The sequence below is a fragment of the Cellulophaga sp. 3_MG-2023 genome (genome assembly GCF_030546975.1).
Classification (GTDB): Bacteria; Bacteroidota; Bacteroidia; order Flavobacteriales; family Flavobacteriaceae; genus Cellulophaga.
In genome coordinates, this window is record NZ_JAUOPS010000004.1 from 1 (window position 1) to 14999 (window position 14999).

Below are 14999 nucleotides of genomic sequence, written 5' to 3' on the forward strand. Positions count from 1 at the left end.
TTTAATTATTGAATGGCGATTATCAACCTATAGAATTATTTGTATAATGGGTAATAAATGGGAGTTTTTCTAATATTGGATTAAGAAAAGAAGTTCCATACCAACCCAAAACGTATAACAAAGTCACGATAAGGGTAATTTGGAGCCGAATAAAAATCGTAGCCCGTAAAGGACGAATTAAAGTGTTCTGCCTTTAAATAGATTCTTGTTTGCTTTACTTTTCCATTTATAAAGAAGTCTAACATAGGATATGCACCTAACTTTTCTTGATCTTGAATGTAAAATTCCCCTAAAGCAGGATTGTAGGCATTCATATTATAAGCAGTAAAATACTTAAACGTAACTCCTGTTTGTAAAAACATTGCCCCCTTAAATACATCTTTAGAGAAATAAAGTGTATTTCTGGTTACAAAGTCTGGCACATTTATAACGGAATTGGACTGGGTTACATTTTGATACATTACTGTATTATCTAAAGCCCAACGACCAAATTTAAACTCTTTTCCATATTTTAATTTTAAATAACCAACAGATGCACTCTCTTGAAAAGGTTTAATATATGCATTTTCCTGACCAGCATCTATCTGTTCTTGTGTGGCCGTAGATTTAAAATAAGTATACTTATCTATATTGGTATATTTTGCAGACAATGTACCATACGCCTTGGAACTATACTTGAAAGCTAAACTGTTTATATTTTGCTTATCAAAGTTTGATGTATTTTGCCAGTTGTAGTTTTGGTAATTACTTTGGTAGAGCAGAAAATTAAAATCGGGCATTTTAGACTCGTTATGCAGGGTTGCGGTAAAACGATGTTTATCCTTGTATATATAGGTAGCTTCTGCATTAATTAAACTACCTCCTAAATCACCAGAAATATTATACGCCGCATCTCCTTTTAAGTTAAACTCCCCTATTTGTTTACTATAAGCAGCTCCTAAAGAAACTTCTGTACCTTTTAATTGATTACTTATAGTACCCGTTGGGGTGATAAGCAGACTCTTAAAAAAATAATTGTAATTATAAAGACCTACGTAACCTTTTAGTTTTCCCAGTAATCTATTAGAAAATGTTGCGTTTAACTGATTGTATGTGGTTTGTAAATGAGCCTTATCATTAGTTTCTTTTAGAAATGAATCTCCAAAATAATCGTACTGATCATCTTGATTAAATTTTGAAAATTTAGTTTCATAACTAAACTGGTGTCCTACTGCTATAGACGTAGCAATAGAACTGGTTGTTGAGTCTTCTGCTTTTTTAATCAACTTGTACTGATGATCTAAAAAATATCTTTTTCCTAAAACAACACTTTCCGCATCTATAAAAGCTACATCTAACCTATCTCTACTAGTAAATTCATCATCTCCAGTTTCAAATTGAGTTTCACCGTCTATTAGCCCTCCATTTTCTTGATACGTTGCATCTTGTGCCGCTATATGTGCTAACAATAAATATCTATTATTTTTAGAGGTATAATTAGATGTAAAGGTAAAATTACCTGAAGAAGCTTGATCATAATTGTACTTACCTAAAGACCTAAAGCCTTTGTAACCTAATGATATATTTAACTGAGGCGACATATTAAAAGTTAACATAGCGTCTAACAATTGACCTTGAGCCATTGTAGTTTTAAACATTAACTCTGTTAAAGGCGTAGGAACATTATAATATTTAATTTCATTAACACTCCAATAATTGGCATTTAATGCTGATGTACTCAAAGCAGGATACATAGATTCGTTATCAAAATCAAAACCTAACTCATTAGCTGGCTTACCAATGTTTGCAAATGGCATTAACTCAAACCCATCTTTTCTTAGGTAGTTGTATTTATACTCCTTTTGTATTGTAAGTGTTGTGTCTAAAAAAGTAGTATCCCTCTTAATTGTAAAAATTTTATACTCCTCTACACTAGGTTTTTCCTCTTCTCCCTCTTTTAAAACTTTACCAGGTTTTTTACCTAAATCTTTATTAGACAAAGTTGGATCTTGAGCAAAAACTACAGTTCCCCAAAGTAAAAATACAAGTATAATATATCTCATTTATAAAAAAATATAAGCAAAGGTAATTTTTTACATTTAATTATCTGTGAAAGTTTTGTTACGTTTTACTGACCAAAGAACAACTAACAAAAATATACTGATTATTAACAAGCGTTTTGTTTAGAGATTTACTCAATTTTAAGATTCTTTTAACGAATAAACACGTATTAGCTTGTAGACAGCACTATTAATTAGGATATTTAGCTTTTTATAGCATATTAAAATGTTAAAGAAAACTAAAATTGTTTACCCATATAAAATAACACAGACCAAATAAATCAAAATGACAAAAAAACTATTCCTGCTTTTTCTACTAAGTTTCTCCTTTGCTTTTGCTCAATTTAATGAAGCAGCACCTTGGATGAAAAATTTAAAAAAAGGAAAAACAAGCACATCATTAAAAGGAAATAATTCTAATTTGTCTATTGACGATTTAAAAATTTCTTTTGACACTTACTGGGAAAGTAGAAACAAAAATGAAAAAGGTAGTGGATACAAACCTTTTATGAGGTGGCAAAACTACTGGAGCTATTACCAAAACTCTAACGGAACCTTACCTAACGCTAAAGAAATATACAACTCTTGGTTAGCTAAAAACAATACTGCAAACAAAGTAAACCCTACAAGTAGCTGGACAACAGTAGGGCCATCTACCAGCAATGTTTTTCCTGGTAGATTACCTGGAAATGGTAGAATTAACGCCATAACAGTAGACCCTAATAACGAAAACGTTTGGTACGCAGGAGCTCCTGCTGGTGGAATTTGGAAATCTACAAATGCTGGCACTAGCTGGACAAACCTTTTTTCTGACTTCTTGCAAATTGGTGTTTCTGGTATTGCTGTAGACCCTAACAACTCTAATATTATATATATTTCTACAGGTGATGATGATGCCAGAGACTCATACAGCATTGGTGTTTTTAAATCTACTGATGGTGGCACAACCTGGAACGAAACAGGCTTAAACCCAAGTACAACCCCTTCTGGAAATTCTTTTACTACAAATGAAATTACAATAGACCCTACAAATAGTAATATTGTTTGGGTTGGCTCTAGCAACGGACTTTACCAAACTACAGATGGTGGCACAACTTGGACCAATAAATTAGAAGAGAATATTACTGACTTTAAGCTTAAACCTGGAGAAAGTAATACTATTTATGCTGTTGATTTTAATAATTTTTACAAATCTACCGATGGCGGAAACACTTTTGCACAAGTAACCAGCAATTTACCTACTAGCTCTGGAAGACTAGTTTTAGGTGTTACACCTGCAAATGAGAGCCTTGTATATGTTTTAAGTGCCAATACTGATTATTCTTTTCAAGGATTTTACAAATCTACAGATAGCGGAACTGTATTTACAAAAACATCTAACACTGTAGATATTTTAGAATCTAAACAAGCTTGGTTTGATTTAGCTTTAGAAGTATCTCCTACAGATGAAAACACTTTATTTACAGGCTGTTTAAATATATGGAGAAGCACCAATGGAGGAAATAGTTTTAGCAGGCGAAATAATTGGAGCTCTAATAATAGCTCATATACGCATGCAGATATACATACCCTTAAAATGTTTGGAAGCAAACTTTTTTGTGGTAGTGATGGCGGACTATATGTATCTGAAAACAGTGCAACAACATTTACAGATGTAACAAACGGAATGTCTATAAGTCAGTTTTACAGAATATCTGTTGCTAAAGATGACTCGTCTAAAATGATAGGCGGATTACAAGATAATGGCGGCAATGTATTTAATAACAGCCAATGGAATAATTATCATGGAGGTGATGGTATGGACAATGCTATTGACCCAAATAACAACAATTTAATATACGGTTTTACTCAATTTGGCGGATCTTTAAATATATCTTCTAACTCAGGAGAAAATATAGCGCAAATTGGACCTCCACAAACTACAACTAATGGAGAAACTAAAGATATTGAAGGAAATTGGATTACCCCAATTACAATTAACAGCAGAGGTGAAGTTTTTGCTGGTTTTGATGCAATTTATAAATTAGAAGGTACTAGTTGGGTAAAAATAAGCACTTCGGCAGGCTTTGGTAAAATTGAAGATTTAGAAGCAGATCCTTTAAATCCGGATATTCTTTATGCTGTAAACAACAACGTTATTTATAAAAGTGATGACAATGGCATCAACTTCTCAAGTTACATAACTTTACCAGGTGCTATATCTGATTTAGCAATTAACAACTCAGACAGCTCTATACTTTACGCAACAACATCTAATAGAGTGGGTATAGAATTAGCTAGCCAACCATTTAATCGTGGTGTGTACAAAATTACTAACGACGGCACAGATGCTACATCAGAGAATATTACTCTAAACCTACCAACAGACCAAGCTTACTTTAGTATTGCTCACCAAGGATTACACCAAGACAATCCTATTTTTATTGGTACTAGTTTAGGTATATACAGGTTAGATGATACACTTACAGAATGGGAAGAATATGATACAAACCTGCCCAACGTTGCAATTGGAGACATAGATATTAACAGCTTAGATAACATTATTACAGCGGCCACTTACGGAAGAGGTGTTTGGCAATCCCCTATACCAACAAAAGATCCTGAAAATGACGTTAGTTTAACTTCTATAACTCCAAATGTAAACGCTATTATTTGCGGAGACGTTACACCAACAGCAACTATAAAAAACATTGGGACAAACACCATAACAGAAGTAACTTTTAGTTATGGGTTAAACAATACCGATAAAAATTTTATTTGGACGGGTACTTTAAATTTTGAAGAATCTACAACTATAGATCTACCAAGTATTGCATCTTTAGGTTTTGGCAAAAGCTCATTACAGGTTACCGCCACAGTTACTGATGACACTTTTAATACAAACAATTCAAAAAATAAAACTATATATATTAATAAGGAGGGTAACGGAAGTATTTTAAACACATTTGATAGTAATGAGGAAGCTTTAATCAGTTTTAACGAGTCTAGCGATCTTTCATTATGGGAAAAAGGTACACCTACAGGAACGCTATTAAATACCGCTAGTTCTGGAACAGATGTATATGCAACAAATTTAGATGGTGAACATCCAAATAACACTAAAGCATTTTTAGTTAGTAACTGTTACAACATAGCTACAATAGCAAATCCAGTATTAAAGTTTAAAATGGCTTATGACCTAGAAGAAAACTGGGATATTGTTTATGTTGAATATTCTACAGACCAAGGTGAAGAGTGGAAAGTACTAGGTAATATCAATAGCCAGCCTAACTGGTATAATAGCGACAGAACAAATGCTATATCTGGAGTTGCTGATGATTGTCAAAATTGTCCTGGTAAACAATGGACAGGTACTAATACTACTTTTACAGAATATAGTTACGATTTTAATGCTAATGCGGCTTTAGGAGAAGTTAATTTAAGTATTGAAGAAAATATAATTTTTAGAATTGTTTTTCATTCTGACCCAGGAGTTAGTCAAGAAGGTGTAGTTATTGATGATTTTATTTTAGACGGAGAAACAGATGACGATGACGATGACAACGATGGTATTTTAGATGTAGATGATAACTGCCCAACTATTGCAAATGCAGACCAGCTAGATACAGATGGTGATGGCATAGGTGATGTTTGCGACACTGATGATGATAATGATGGAATTTTAGATGTAGACGATAATTGTAATTTAATTGCAAATCCAGACCAGGCAGATGCAGACAATGATAACATTGGCGATGTTTGTGATAATGACAATGATAATGATGGCGTTATAGATAGTGTAGACCTTTGCCCTAATACACCAATAGATACAGTTGTAAATGTAAATGGATGTGAAGTATTTTCTTTACCATCTTCTAACTTTAGAATAAAAACAATTGCAGAAAGCTGTATATCTAGCAACAATGGATCTATTGATATTACTGCTGAAACACAACTTAATTATACAGCAACTATAACTGGTAACATAAATGAAACTAAATCTTTTACTAATACAGTTTCTTTTAACAACCTATCACTAGGCACTTATACTGTTTGTATTACTGTTGAAGGGCAAACAGGATATGAAAATTGTTTTTCAGTTTCAATATTAGAACCAGAACCTTTAGGTGTTTCTACTGCTGTAAATTCTATATCAAATAAGGTAACTTTTAATTTAACTGGCGGCAGTGTTTATAACATCAATATTAACGATAAAACATACAGCACTACTAAAAGCAACATAACATTGCCTTTAGATAAAATAGAAAACAAAATTAGTATTAAGACTAACAAAGATTGCCAAGGTATATACGAAGAACGAATTATTTCTAGCTCAGATATATTTATTTACCCAAACCCTGTGTCTGGAGGTGATTTAACCATAGAGTTAAATAAACCAAATATTGAGCAAGTAGAAATTTCTTTATTTACAATTAGCGGCACTAAGGTTTATAAAAAAGATCATAAAACTAATAATGGCGCTATAAAATTTAGTGTAGATTCTCTTGCAAGAGGTATATATGTGTTAAATATAAAAACTGACCAAACAATACTTACTTATAAAATAATTAGAAAATAAATGAAAACAATATATAAAATTACTTGCATTAGCTCCTTGCTTTTAGCCTCTTGTGGCGGCGGTAGTGATGATGAAGGCACAGAACCAGACCCAATTACAACACCTAAAGCAACCACTCTTGTTTTTCCTGAAAACAACACCGAGTGTAATGAAGGTGCTATTATAAGCGATACTCGTAGCTCTGTTGAATTTAGCTGGAGTGCAGCTGCCGATACAGATAGTTATGAAATTAACATTAAAAACCTAGCTACCGGTAATAGCTCGTCTAAAACAGTTACCACTACTTCTGATGCTATAACTATTGATAGAGGAACACCTTATGAATGGTTTATTGTATCTAAAGCTAATGGCACAACAGAAACAGCTACAAGTGCAACTTGGAAGTTTTATAACCAAGGAGTTGGAACGGAAAACTACGCTCCTTTTCCTGCTGATGTTATAAGCCCTAATAGAGGCGCAACTATTGCAACAACAACTACAGTATCTTTAAAATGGTCTGGTGAAGATGTAGATGATGATATAGTTGATTATGAAATATTATTTGGAACAAATAACACCCCAACTACCAGCATTGGAGTTACAACAGAAACAACTTTAGACGCAACAGTTACTGCTAATACAGTTTATTATTGGAAAGTAATAACAAAAGATAGTCAAGACAACACATCGTCCTCTGAAGTGTTTGAATTTAAAGTTGAATAACTAATTTTTAGTTTTTATAATGAAAAAGCTCTTAGATAAAAATCTAAGAGCTTTTTTTATTGACTAATTCAAATTAAAAGTCCTAATACAAAACAATATTTGGACTATTTTTTATTTAAAACAATTAACTATGCTTGTTTTAAATTATTGATTTTGATCTGCAGGAGTAATTGCATCATTTAAATTAATTTCAGTTTCTGGAATCTGAAAAGTAAACCTTGCGTCCCCAGCAGGAATATTATAAAAAGATGCTGGGTTGTTAGGGTGTGTTGTTCCTTCAAAATCACGCACAAGACCTACATTCCATCTCTTCATATCTAACAAACCAAAACCTTCTCCCCATAATTCTATACGCCTGTGTAACCTAATTTCATCCATTAAACTAGAACCAGAATTTGTAGATAATGTATATTCTGGGTCTCTTGTAGAAATTAAATTAAATAATTCTTGAGCCGCACCAGAATCATCTCCCGCAGCTGCTTTAGCCTCTGCAATAATTAAGTACATTTCTGAAACTCTCATATAAACATAATCTGCTTCAAAAAAAGTATCATCATAAAATTTATAATTATAGATTTGACCTTCTTTTGGCTGATCTATTTGACCATTATCTGGACCAAACCAATTGCTACGAATATCTGTAGATGATACTGCATTATACAACCTAACATCTACTGTTCTATGATGTCCTAATTGCCCCGTGTATCCTGGAGTCACACCACCAGCCGCTTTTTGTACAGGAGAATAAGATTGCATCTGCGAAAAGAAAGAAGCAAATAAAGATGATGTATCACCATTAATATCTGCACCCCATAACCATTCTGTATTAGAGATAAATTGGAAACCATCTAACAATTGATCTGCAGCTAAAGCTCCTTCAGACTTTGCAATTTCTGCAAACTGAACTGCCTTATTATAATCTTTAGATAACAAATAAAATCTTGCTAAATAACCTGCAGCAATATTCTGGTTAATAACTGTTTTATCTGGTCTAGAAAAGCCTTCTAACCCATCATAACCTTCTTTTAAATCTGTTTCAATTTGACCATAGACATCACCAACCGTTAATCTTCCAAAACCTGGACCATTAATTAAATCTGCCGTTGGATCTATTATAGGTACACCAGCATCAGACAATGCAGGTTGCCCTTTTTGGTAAATTTGTATCAACTGTAAATATGCCAAACCTCTAACAACCTTAGATCTAGATAAAACATAAGATAAATCTTCTGTTAAAACAGACTCGTCTAAACCACCAATTAATGTAATTGTTTGGTTAGCTCCTTTTATAATCTCGTAGTAATAGTCCCAAATTAAATTAGTTTCTGTACCAGATTCTTGTGTTCTACCAATGTACTTATACAAATCGTCATACCACCAACCGTTGTTAGAGTCTATCATATCGTTAGACATAATATCCATCATAACATCAATAGATTTTTGACCGTAATCGTTATGATCACCTCCTGTACCAGCTACATCAAAAGTACGCATGTTATTTATTGTTCCAGCATCAAAAGAACTAGCTGTAGACAATAATGCCTCTGGAGATTCTTCTGCTAATTCAGATATAGTAGCATCTGTAACTATGTTTTCTAAATCAGACTCTAACTGATCTTTACTACAACTAACCATAACAGCTAAAACTGCAGTTATTAATACTATTTTTTTCATTTTAATACTTTTAAAAATTAACATTTAAACCTAATGAAAACGTCTTTAACGTTGCATACCTAACAGAGTTGTTACCACCAGTAACACTTGCTCTTGGATCAAAACCATCTCTACCAGAAGCTGTCCATAAGGCCAAGTTATTACCCAAACCATATATTCTAACTTTAGATAAACCTATTTTTTCTACAACATCATTAGGTAAAGTATACCCAATAGAAACATCGTTAAGACTAATAAAATCTGATTTTTCTAAAAGTAAATCTGATGTATTATAATTTCTAGAACCATCTATAACTCTAGGTAAACTAGCTGTAGTATTATCATAAGTCCAAGTCTTATAAAAATCTCTACTAAGATTTTCTCCAATTCCGCCACCAAAAGCATCATTATAAATAGCGTCAAAAGCATATCCTCCAAACTGGTAAGAAAGCGCAAAGCTAAAATCTAAATTTTTATATGTAAGTGACGATGTAAAACCACCATTAACATCTGGCAAAGCAGATTTTCCTAAATTAGTTTCTGATGCTACTGAATAATCTTCAGTTTGGTTATTAATTATAGGTGTTGTACCATCTGCCTCAAACTCACTAGATGTATACCATATTGCGTTACCATTTGTAGGGTTTACGCCAACAAAATCTCTAATATAATAATCAAAAGCACTACTACCTTTTTCCCACCTGTACACTGTACCTGGATCTATAAAATCTCTTCCTGGAGCTAATTTTGTAATTTCATTTTTATAATGAGTAGCATTAAGATCTACAGTCCAATTTAAATTTTTGCTTCTAATTATATCATAAGCAATACTAGCCTCTACACCTACGTTTTGCATATCCATAACATTTTCTGGGATAGACGGTAAGCCAGATGAATTTGGTAATGGTCTATTAAAAATTAGATCTGTTATTTTACGTTGAAAATATTCTGATTCTATTCTTAATCTATTATCAAACATATTTAACTCAAAACCAGCATTAAAGTTGGTAGATGTTTCCCATTTTAAATCTTTGTTACCTAAAACAGTTTTACTTAAGTTAAACTCTTCACCATCTGTAGTAACATCCCACTGATCTAAATAAGGAGCATAATTTCTAACAGCTGTATTATCTGGATAACCCACATAGTCATTACCCTGTTGACCAATACTAGACTTTAATTTTAACTCAGAAATCCAATCTACATTATCCATAAAAGATTCTTTAGATATTCTCCAAGCAACACCAGCACCCCAAAAGTTACCCCATCTATTATCTTCAGAAAAAACAGAAGAGCCATCTCTACGGAAACTACCATTTATGTAGTATTTATTATCAAAATCATATAACATTCTAGCAAAAAAACCTTCTAACAAATATTCTGTTGGTCCGCCAGTTACATTACCAGCACCGTCATTTTCTGCAAAAAGACTAGCAGAAATATCATTAGAAATAAATTGATTCTTTTTATTAGCGTCTAAAAACTTAAAATTATAATCTGAGTTTTCATGTCCTAACAAAATATCTAAATGATGATCATCTGCAATTGTTTTTTTCCAACCTAATAGTTGCTGGTTTGTGTATGTTGTTCCTCTACCAAATTGCTCTGACAACCTACCATTAACATCTGAAGAAGCAGAACTACCAACAATTTTATTTGTATAATTAGTAGTATTATAAAAAGCTAAGTCTAAACCAAAATTATACGTGAATGTAAAGTCTTTTAAAAATTTGATCTCTGCAAATGCTCTAGATGTTAAATTGTCTCTAACAGATTTATTAACATTTAAAGTTTGTAACGCATGAGGATTAGAAAAACCATTAAATGGTCTTCCGGCTGTAGCATTAGGAGAAGTAACATCTGCCCAATCCCAAAGAGGATTTCCCTTGTCATCTAAAACTGTAGCACCTGTTGCATGATCCACTGCAAAAACAGGATATATAGGAGCAATATTTCTAACCCAAGCAAAATTACCTGTAATATTATTAGTTAAAGTACCTGTTTGCTCTCTGTTTGCATAATTTGCAGACATTCCCAATCTAATGTTGTCACTAACTTGAGAACTAAGGTTCATATTTAGTGTTAACCTTTTAAATCCTGTATTAACGTTATAACCAGTATTATCTTCATTACCTACCGAAAAGAAATAAGTTGCCTTTTCTGTTCCACCAGCTATACTTGCATATAAAGTTTGTATACCACTACCGTCATTAAATAACTCATCTTCCCAATCTGATGTCCATAATTGATTGCCCGATCTTAATTTTCCAGTATTAGGATCTATAACCGTAGCTCTATCTCCACCAAAAGGGTTATACACTAAACCTTGAGGCCCATCAAATAAATTTGCAGAAGCATTAAGCCCTGCTGTAGCTACATCTGTACCATTCTCTACAATATCATTATTTTTTAGCATTTTGTGGTACGCTTCTAAATACTCACCAGCATCATCAAAAACATCATAATCTTTGGTTGCTCTGCTAGTAAAACTAGTTCTAACGTCTAAAGTCACGCTTACTTTACCCGCCTTACCTTTTTTAGTCGTTACAATAATAACACCGTTTGCACCTCTATTACCGTACAAAGCAGCAGCGGCAGCGTCTTTTAAAAATGATATTGATTCTATATCATTAGGATTTAACGAAGTTATAGATTCGTTATATGGAACACCATCTACAACATATAAAGGAGCAGAAGATCCGTTTAAAGAACCAATACCTCTAAACCTTACGGTTGGAGCAGTACCAGGCTGTCCAGAATTTGAAAAAATTTGAACACCAGAAACCTTACCTGTTAAACCAGTTACTGCATTACCAGAAGCTACTTTTGCAATTTCTTCAGACTTAATTTCTGCAATTGACCCAGTAAGCGATTCTTTTTTTTGAACACCATAGGCGGTTACCACAACTTCCTCTAGCGCTTCTGCATCTTCCTCCATTTGAAGATTAATTGTACTTGATACACCTACAGTTCTATCTGTGGTTTTTTGACCAATATAACTGTAACGCAAAACCTGACCTACTTTTGCACTTATGGTATAATTACCATCAAAGTCAGATTGTGTCCCAATTGCTGTACCTACTACTAGTACTGAAACTCCAGGTAAAGGTAAACCATCTTGGTCTGTTACATTACCTGTAATTGTTTTCTCTTGTGCATAAGAGAAGTTCATTAACATCACCAATAAGGGAGTTAAAATCCAAGTTACTTTTTTTCTCATTTAATTTAGTTTTGAGTTAGCTTTAACTAATACCCAATCTTTTGTTTAGCAGATTATCTAAGATTAACATTTAATTAATCTTTTAAATTGAAAAACAAATAATGATCACTAGCTAAAAATTATTTAATAAAAAATATAGATACTTAGTAAATTCATTGTCTTACAAAGAAATAGTACTACCCAAAAATCTTTTTAAATAAGAAAAACAGTAACCTAAAAAGTATCTATGCCGAATTTTGTCGTACAAAAACTTTGCTAATTACAATAAAGTTTAAAAAAAGTTGATTTTTATTAAATAATCAAAACAAAAAGAACGTATTTCTTATTAAATCAACAACGATATGCAGTTTAATGTAAATAAAATTAAAACAAGAAGTAAGAAGAACCAACGTTAATTTAACACGTACACTTGTATTTTATTTAGTTAATTCATTAAAAAACAAGCAATAAGAAGAGGTGAATTTTAAGCATAAAAAAACCGCCAAGAGCAATTGCTCTTGGCGGTTAAAATATACTTTTTTAAAATAATTAGTTAGGTACTAAAGTCATTGTTCTATTATCAAAATAACCATCAGCAGTATAAACTAATGTAATAACACCAGTAGCCTCATCAACACTTCCTGAACCACTAACTGCAATTCCAAAGTTGTCTTGTAAATAACCACCCGTAATTGTAATATCACCACATACATCAGATATATACAAAGGATATTCACCTGTAAAAGCATTATCAGCACTTACACTATATGTACCTGCACCAGTTACATCTACTGTTACTGACCTACCATTACCATCACTGTAAGTGTAAGCTCCCTCAAGTTCTGAAGGACAAATCGCTTGCAAAACAATAGCTGTTTCATTTTTATCTGAAACAGTTTGAGATGATGATACTATCTCTAATACTAAAGTCTTTGGATCAGCTGAATCTAAATTCTCTGAAATAACTTGTATTGACGCAGTAGCAATTTTTTCTCCCGCAGGTATTGTAAAATTAGTTTCTGATAAACTAAACTCTACTCCTTCTGTTGCTTCACTAGTAGCAGCAACTGCAATAGTAATTGTTACATCTTCTTCTAAAGGCAAACCATCTTTACCTTGATATTCAATCGGAATAGAATAGTCGTAAACAACATTATTTTCATCCTGCAAAAAATTCCCTGTTGCTGTTTTAGCCGAAAACTGAACCACAATTGGGCCTTTTCCAAAATCTGTCTCATCTTGATCTAAGATGGAATCACAAGAAACTATTAAGAACAAGCTTAAAATAGCTGTGATAAAATTAAATTTAAATATATTCTTTTTCATTTTTTCTCTGATTTTATTTCCAAAAAGGATTTTGTGTAAATGCATCTGCTGCAACTTGAGCAGGAACATTATTTGAATTATTAGTTCTCTCTGAAGTAGGATATAATAACCTTACAGGTCTAACTCCTCCAGATTCTGCTGGTATAGGTAATCCTGAAGGAAAACCTGTTCTTGTTAACTCTATCCATGACTCTAATGAAGATGTACCGTTTAAAGCAATCCACTTTTGAGTAATAATAGCTCTGATCTTATCTGGAGATGAAGCCCAATCTATATTAGTCAATGGCTGTGCATAGTATGTTTGCGCTTCAGCTACTGCATCATCAACACCTAAAAAGACAAAAGAAGCTTCTATAGCACTTTTAAAGAAAACCTCTGCTGCGGCATCACCACCTGGCAAGTATCCTCTAACAGCAGCTTCCGCCTGTAAAAACAGAGCCTCTGACAGCATCATTATTGGTTGATCTTGTTCTGAACTTTTTAATAGACCAGGACCAACTTTTGATAAATCATTAGAAGTAAAACCAGTACCAGGTAATATAGTAGATTGCTCTGCACCATGGTAACCGCCATTAGCAGCCTCTTCATACAATCTTTCCATTCTAGGATCATTTGTATTAGTTAAATAATCCATAGTGTAATCAGTAGCTACTGTATAATCTTTTCTATTTTCTTGCTCACCAGTTGCTGCCTGTACAAAAGAACCATAAAATGGGCTTTGTTTTCCATCATCGTCAGAATACCCAGGATTTGCAACTACATCTTCTGTTATGTAACCAGCCCCATTAGCATTTATTAATGCTATCTGCTCATTAATGTATGTATCTTGACCAGTATTACTAAGTCTAATTAACATTCTTAATTTAATAGTATTAGCAAAAGCTGCCCACTTATCCATATCTCCACCAAAAATAATATCTTGAGACTCTGGATTCTCCGCATTTTCTGGTAAGTCTAAAGCTAAAATTGCTGCATTAGTCAAGTTTTCAATATTTGCTTTGTAAACTGTTTCAGCATCATCATATTTAGGAGTTGTATTCAAACTCCTTAAGTTTGCTTCAGAATAAGGCACATCACCATACAAATCCACTAAGTATTGGTACTGAAAACCTTTAATAGTTGCCGAAATAACATCATAAACACTATAATCTACTGCTCCAGAAGCATCCTCGTAATCTTCAATATACTGTAAGTTTTTAAAAATTGAAGAATATGGAGTTTCAAATAAAGTACTACTAAAATCAGTAGTCACATTATACCTAATCAAGTTCTGGTTTGCAGACCAGTTAGAAGGAGTAGTCCAGTTGTATACCATATACTGGCCTAAATTAACACTTGAGATAGCGTTTAAACTAGCAAAAGATTGCTGAGCTACAGGTAAAGTTAACCTTGGAGCTGAAACCGAAGGGTCATTAGGGTTATCGTTTACATCTAGAAAATCATTACAACTAGTAGTCATTACCGCTAGGGATAACATTAGTGTAATAGATTTAAATATATTTTTTCTTTTCATCATTTTATT

Annotated in this window: 7 protein-coding genes; 2 read left to right on the top strand and 5 right to left on the bottom strand. The window is 32.8% G+C overall.

The window, feature by feature from the left end; translation table 11 throughout:
• Nucleotides 1-80 precede the first annotated feature (80 nt).
• Nucleotides 81-2042: a putative porin gene (locus Q4487_RS11345; RefSeq protein WP_303543290.1), complete on the bottom strand. Its 1962-nt coding sequence runs from the start codon at nt 2040-2042 to the stop codon at nt 81-83.
• Nucleotides 2043-2325: 283 nt separating this feature from the next.
• Here Q4487_RS11345 and Q4487_RS11350 point away from each other — a divergent pair, with 283 nt between their 5' ends.
• On the top strand, nt 2326-6597 hold the full coding sequence (locus tag Q4487_RS11350; protein WP_303543288.1) for a thrombospondin type 3 repeat-containing protein: 4272 nt from the start codon (nt 2326-2328) through the stop codon (nt 6595-6597).
• Nucleotides 6598-7299, top strand: coding sequence for a hypothetical protein (locus tag Q4487_RS11355; RefSeq protein WP_303543286.1), 702 nt, complete (start codon nt 6598-6600; stop codon nt 7297-7299).
• 144 nt (nt 7300-7443) lie between these two features.
• Here Q4487_RS11355 and Q4487_RS11360 read toward each other — a convergent pair whose 3' ends face one another.
• From Q4487_RS11360 to Q4487_RS11375, 4 genes are all read right to left on the bottom strand, one after another.
• Nucleotides 7444-8973: a RagB/SusD family nutrient uptake outer membrane protein gene (locus Q4487_RS11360; protein ID WP_198519414.1), complete on the bottom strand. Its 1530-nt coding sequence runs from the start codon at nt 8971-8973 to the stop codon at nt 7444-7446.
• A gap of 10 nt (nt 8974-8983) precedes the next feature.
• Entirely contained in the window at nt 8984-12172 is a 3189-nt protein-coding gene (locus Q4487_RS11365; RefSeq protein ID WP_303543284.1) for a TonB-dependent receptor, read from the bottom strand.
• Nucleotides 12173-12700: 528 nt separating this feature from the next.
• Entirely contained in the window at nt 12701-13477 is a 777-nt protein-coding gene (locus tag Q4487_RS11370; RefSeq protein ID WP_303543282.1) for a hypothetical protein, read from the bottom strand.
• Between the two features lie 13 nt (nt 13478-13490).
• Nucleotides 13491-14993, bottom strand: coding sequence for a SusD/RagB family nutrient-binding outer membrane lipoprotein (locus tag Q4487_RS11375; protein ID WP_303543280.1), 1503 nt, complete (start codon nt 14991-14993; stop codon nt 13491-13493).
• Nucleotides 14994-14999: the final 6 nt, after the last annotated feature.

Coding starts and splice junctions, on each gene's coding strand:
- Q4487_RS11345 (WP_303543290.1), bottom strand. CDS start 2,042: ATGAGATATATTATACTTGTATTTTTACTTTGGGGAACTGTAGTTTTT.
- Q4487_RS11350 (WP_303543288.1), top strand. CDS start 2,326: ATGACAAAAAAACTATTCCTGCTTTTTCTACTAAGTTTCTCCTTTGCT.
- Q4487_RS11355 (WP_303543286.1), top strand. CDS start 6,598: ATGAAAACAATATATAAAATTACTTGCATTAGCTCCTTGCTTTTAGCC.
- Q4487_RS11360 (WP_198519414.1), bottom strand. CDS start 8,973: ATGAAAAAAATAGTATTAATAACTGCAGTTTTAGCTGTTATGGTTAGT.
- Q4487_RS11365 (WP_303543284.1), bottom strand. CDS start 12,172: ATGAGAAAAAAAGTAACTTGGATTTTAACTCCCTTATTGGTGATGTTA.
- Q4487_RS11370 (WP_303543282.1), bottom strand. CDS start 13,477: ATGAAAAAGAATATATTTAAATTTAATTTTATCACAGCTATTTTAAGC.
- Q4487_RS11375 (WP_303543280.1), bottom strand. CDS start 14,993: ATGATGAAAAGAAAAAATATATTTAAATCTATTACACTAATGTTATCC.